Genomic DNA, 4,166 nt, shown 5'->3' with positions numbered 1-4,166 from the left:
GGATTTTCCCGGTGCCTGAATGGCGTTCGCCATGGACCTCGCGTTGCGTCTGAATCGACACGAACCACTTGCCGCCCGACTGGCTCACTGTGACGTTGCGCAGCTCGCCAAGAACGTCCCGACTGTTCAAGTCAGTTGTAGTACGGCGATGTGAGTACGCTTCATCAGGCATTCTCCAAGGTGGAACCGCTCAGTGGGGGGCGATTGCAGCCGGACTTGTCGGTTCGTCATGCAATCTGCGCCCATCGTATTCCTGGTTATTCGAAAGAACAAAAATATTTCGTTTTCCTGCGTTTAAGCTTTCTGGAATTTCTTTTTCTTTCGAGAGCCAGGGCTGCAGTCCGGGAAACGCTCAGCCAATGGCGCCGCGATCGCTCATGCGCTGGCGTGCGCGTCCATGACTTGTGCCACCCGCATGGCGATCGCCTGCGCCAGCAAATGCACATGGAAGCCGTCGACAAAGCCGTGATGCGCCTGCACCGAGAACGGCAGCGTCATCGTCGCGCCCGCCGGCGCGCTGAATTTGCCCCAGGCCAGCGAGGGAATGTCGGCATTGCGGTGGCAGAAAATCGGATGCTCGATCGCCCGCATGTCGAACCACGGCATGCAGGTGATATAGACATTTTCCCGGGCCTGGCGCGGCGTCAGGTCGGCGCTGGTATTGATCAGCGCGCGGCTCGCGACCGCTTCCCGGCCGGCGTACACGCTGCGGGCGATGAATTCGCGCAGGTCGGCGCTGCGTGCAAAGCGCGCAAAATTGAGATTGTTATCGGCATTAATCACCGTGAACGAACCGATGAAATCATCGATCCTGATGACCTCATCTTCATGAATGCGGTACATGAAATTGTCGATCGTTTCAATCGCCGACAGCACGCAATACAGGAAGAAATGAAACGGCGGCAGTTTGCGCTGCTTGCAAAACGGCCGGAAGTCGGGCAGTTCCAAGGTCAGGCTGATATTCAGAAGGGGATTGACAAATTGGCGGAATGCCTCATAGCGGTCGCGCCGCAGTTCGAAATTTTTCATGCGCGCAGTGTAACCGATGGTCGTTACCGTCATCAATCGTGGCAAGGGTTTCCCGCAGCCCGGTCAAAGACGCTCCATCCCGCCGATTCAACCGCCTGTCGCGCGCTTCCCCATCTTGTTCCGGCGCCGGCGTATTCTGCCTACGCATCCTGCGTTGCAGGCAGTTTCCATCACCGTATGCCCGATCCCGGAGTTTCTTATGCTGTTTCGACGAATTGCAGGTATTGCCGCACTGACCCTCGCCAGCGCCGCTTGCGCAGCCGCCGCCCCCGACCAGCTCGACGCCATCGTCAAAGCGGCCATGGCCGGCAGCCGGGTGCCGGCGGTGGGGGCCGTGATTTGTCCGCCAACCCCCGGTGTCAGCGCCAACCCCCGGTGTCCGCCAACCCCCGGTGTCAGGTCTGACATTCGGACACGGCCTCGGCAGTCCCACTGCTGCCTCACCGGTGTCAGGCATGGCACTGGGATCGGGCAAAGTGGAGTTCGTGTCCGAATGTCAGACCTGACACCGGGTGGGGTAAAGCAGAGCCCGTGTCCGAATGTCAGACCTGACACCGGGGTGGGGTAAAGCAGAGCCCGTGTCCGAATGTCAGACCTGACACCGGGGTGGGGTAAAGCAGAGCCCGTGTCCGAATGTCAGACCTGACACCGGGGGCGGGGGACACCGGGGGCGACGCCGCCGAAGAGATGGGTGCGGACAAGGTCTTGAACGGCATCTTCGGCAAGCTGTTTCCGAACCTCAGCCCCGCAAAGACCAGCCCCCGACAGGCAAGCCGGCGACCGAGGTCAGGTCGGGTTGTGGTGCCCGGCGCTGTCCTCGCGCAGGTCGAAGTTTTCCGTGTGACCAAATCCCTGGGTGTAGTCGAGCAGGGAGACGGTCAGCGGCGTGATCCGGACGAACAGCATGCCCGGCCACGGCAGCGCGCTGGTGTCGGCCACCACTTGCGCGAACGCGGGAAACTTGCGCAGCAGGGCCGATGCCGCGCGCTGCGCTTCGACCGGTTCGTGAATCATTTCGGCGAGCGCGTCGATCGACATGCCCTGGATCTCGTTCCACGTGCGGTACGGCGCGTTGACCGTCAACGCCACGCGCGGATGGGTGCGCAGGTCGTGCGCCTTGTGGCTGTCGAGCGCAATGGCGACGTACAGCACCAGGCCGTCGGCCGCAAAGCTGACCGTGGACGCGTGCGGCGTGCCGTCGTCGCGGATCGAGGCCAGGGTCAGGTCGGCCGCGCCGGACAGGATGGTGCCGGCCAGCGCTTGCTGCGCAGGGGGAAGTCGGGTCATGGAAATCCTTTCAGTCATTCGTGAAGGCAATCGCCGTCGCGCCGCCGCCATGGCAACCAATTTGCCAAGCGCACTCCTTGCCGCCAGGCGATGGTCCGGGTGCCCTTTCAAGCCTAGCACACGGCGCCCGGACGGCGCGCACCGCTGGTCCGCGCGCTACATTGTTGTATTCATGGGCCCGATTTAATGCCAGATAATTAAACCTGCGCCAAAACCGATAAGCGTCCATACTGCGTCACGCCCAGTTGTAAATGTGCACATACCCACTACTTACTTGGCCTTTGATGGAAACCAGCGACGCGATGCGGCAAAAACTGATCGACGAGGTGCTTGCCGCGCCGCCGGAGGGCGACGGCGCGGGCCAGGGCGGGGCAGGCGAGGCGGCCTTGCGCGCCTGGGAGCGGCTGTCGAATCACCTCAGTCCCCTGATCGGCGAAACCGCGCTGTGCGCGATGGTCGCGCGCGCCCGGCACCTGACTTTTCCCGACCTGCCCGCCAACCCGGCCAACCGCGACCTGCGTTCGAGCGCGCAGTTGCTCGAGCGCATGGCCAGCGAGCTGGCTACCATGGACGCGCAGGCGGCCGCCAGCTTCAACCGGGCACTGCTCCAGAGTTTTGCCAGGCTGTTGTCTGGCCTGATAGGCGAGGCCCTCACGGTCCGTCTGATGAATACAGCATGGGCCCAGCGGTCCTGCGGAAAGAGTACATGAACCTGAAAGTGCAGCTGGGCCTCCAGCCGACCGGCGTGCCCGGGCTCGACACCTTGCTGGGCGGTGGCCTGAGCGAGTTTTCCTTCAATGTCATCGCTGGCGCGCCAGGGAGCGGCAAAACCACGCTGGCGCACCAGATCATGTTCGCGCTGGCCGGCCCGCACAAAAAAGCCCTGTTCTTCACCGTGCTCGGCGAGCCGCCCCTGAAAATGCTGCGCTACCAGCAGCAGTACCGCTTTTTCGATATCGACAAGGTCGACGACAGCATCCGCTACGTCAACCTGGCCGATGACTTGCGCGCCGGCGACTTCAGCGGCGTGCTCGAACGCATCACGCGCGAAGTCGAAGCGTTTTCGCCCGGCCTGGTGTTCGTCGATTCCTTCCACTCGGTGGTGCAGATGGCGCGAAACGGCAACGAGGGCGTGAGCGACCTCCAGTATTTCATCCAGGAACTCGGCACCCGCATGACCAGCTGGCAAGCGACCACCTTCCTCATCGGCGAATACGCCACCGCCGAGATCGAGGCCAATCCGATCATGACGGTGGCCGACGGCATGCTTGCGCTGAGTAACGATATCGTCGGCAATTCTTCAGTGCGCAAGATGCGCGTGGTCAAGATGCGCGGCCAGGCCCACTTGCTGGGCGCGCATACCTTCCGCATCGACGAGCACGGCGTCAAGATCTACCCGCGCATGCTGCCGCCGCTGGCGCTCGCTCCGCATCAGTCCGGCCCCTCGGTGCGGATTGCCACGGGCTGCGCGGAACTCGACGCCATGCTCGGTGGCGGTCTGCCGCGCGGGCATGCGGCGATGGTGGTCGGCCCCTCCGGTTCGGGCAAGACCATCCTCGGCACGGCTTTCCTGGCCGAGGGCGCGCGCCAGGGCGAACGCGGCGTGATCGCCTGCTTCCAGAAAGACGCGGCGCACTTGCGCAACGCGGAACTCGATGCCCTGATCCGCAACGATGACGTGATCCTGGTCCAGAGCCGTTCGCTCGACCTGTCGGTTGAGGAAGTGCTAGCCTGAATTTTGCACAAAAAAGGGCAAGAATGCCGTAAGTGATTGATAGAATGGGAGTTATCTAAAAACCTACCCTATCAGCACGAACACACCTTGCCCGACATGAATTCTACCCCAGAGC

The 4,166-nt window shown here is 62.5% G+C and carries 4 protein-coding genes and 1 pseudogene; 2 read left to right on the top strand and 3 right to left on the bottom strand.

Going from position 1 to position 4,166, the window contains the following annotated elements:
* The 3 genes and pseudogenes from F1735_RS37075 to F1735_RS32680 all read right to left on the bottom strand — a co-directional run.
* Positions 1-127: pseudogene (locus F1735_RS37075) on the bottom strand (RNA-guided endonuclease InsQ/TnpB family protein); the annotation flags it as partial.
* Positions 128-375: 248 nt separating this feature from the next.
* Positions 376-1,029, bottom strand: coding sequence for a CatA-like O-acetyltransferase (locus F1735_RS32685; RefSeq protein WP_167241069.1), 654 nt, complete (start codon positions 1,027-1,029; stop codon positions 376-378).
* 786 nt (positions 1,030-1,815) lie between these two features.
* Positions 1,816-2,316: a pyridoxamine 5'-phosphate oxidase family protein gene (locus F1735_RS32680; RefSeq protein ID WP_167241067.1), complete on the bottom strand. Its 501-nt coding sequence runs from the start codon at positions 2,314-2,316 to the stop codon at positions 1,816-1,818.
* 284 nt (positions 2,317-2,600) lie between these two features.
* Between F1735_RS32680 and F1735_RS32675 the strand changes: the two genes are divergently transcribed.
* Positions 2,601-3,026, top strand: coding sequence for a hypothetical protein (locus tag F1735_RS32675; RefSeq protein ID WP_167241065.1), 426 nt, complete (start codon positions 2,601-2,603; stop codon positions 3,024-3,026).
* Positions 3,023-4,051, top strand: a complete 1,029-nt coding sequence (locus F1735_RS32670) for an RAD55 family ATPase (protein WP_167241063.1) — start codon at positions 3,023-3,025, stop codon at positions 4,049-4,051. The genes F1735_RS32675 and F1735_RS32670 overlap by 4 nt, the downstream gene beginning before the upstream one ends.
* Positions 4,052-4,166 lie beyond the last annotated feature (115 nt).

Source organism: Massilia genomosp. 1 (genome assembly GCF_011682185.1).
Lineage (GTDB): Bacteria > Pseudomonadota > Gammaproteobacteria > Burkholderiales > Burkholderiaceae_D > Telluria_A > Telluria_A rubra.
This window is presented reverse-complemented; position numbering and strand designations above follow the sequence as displayed.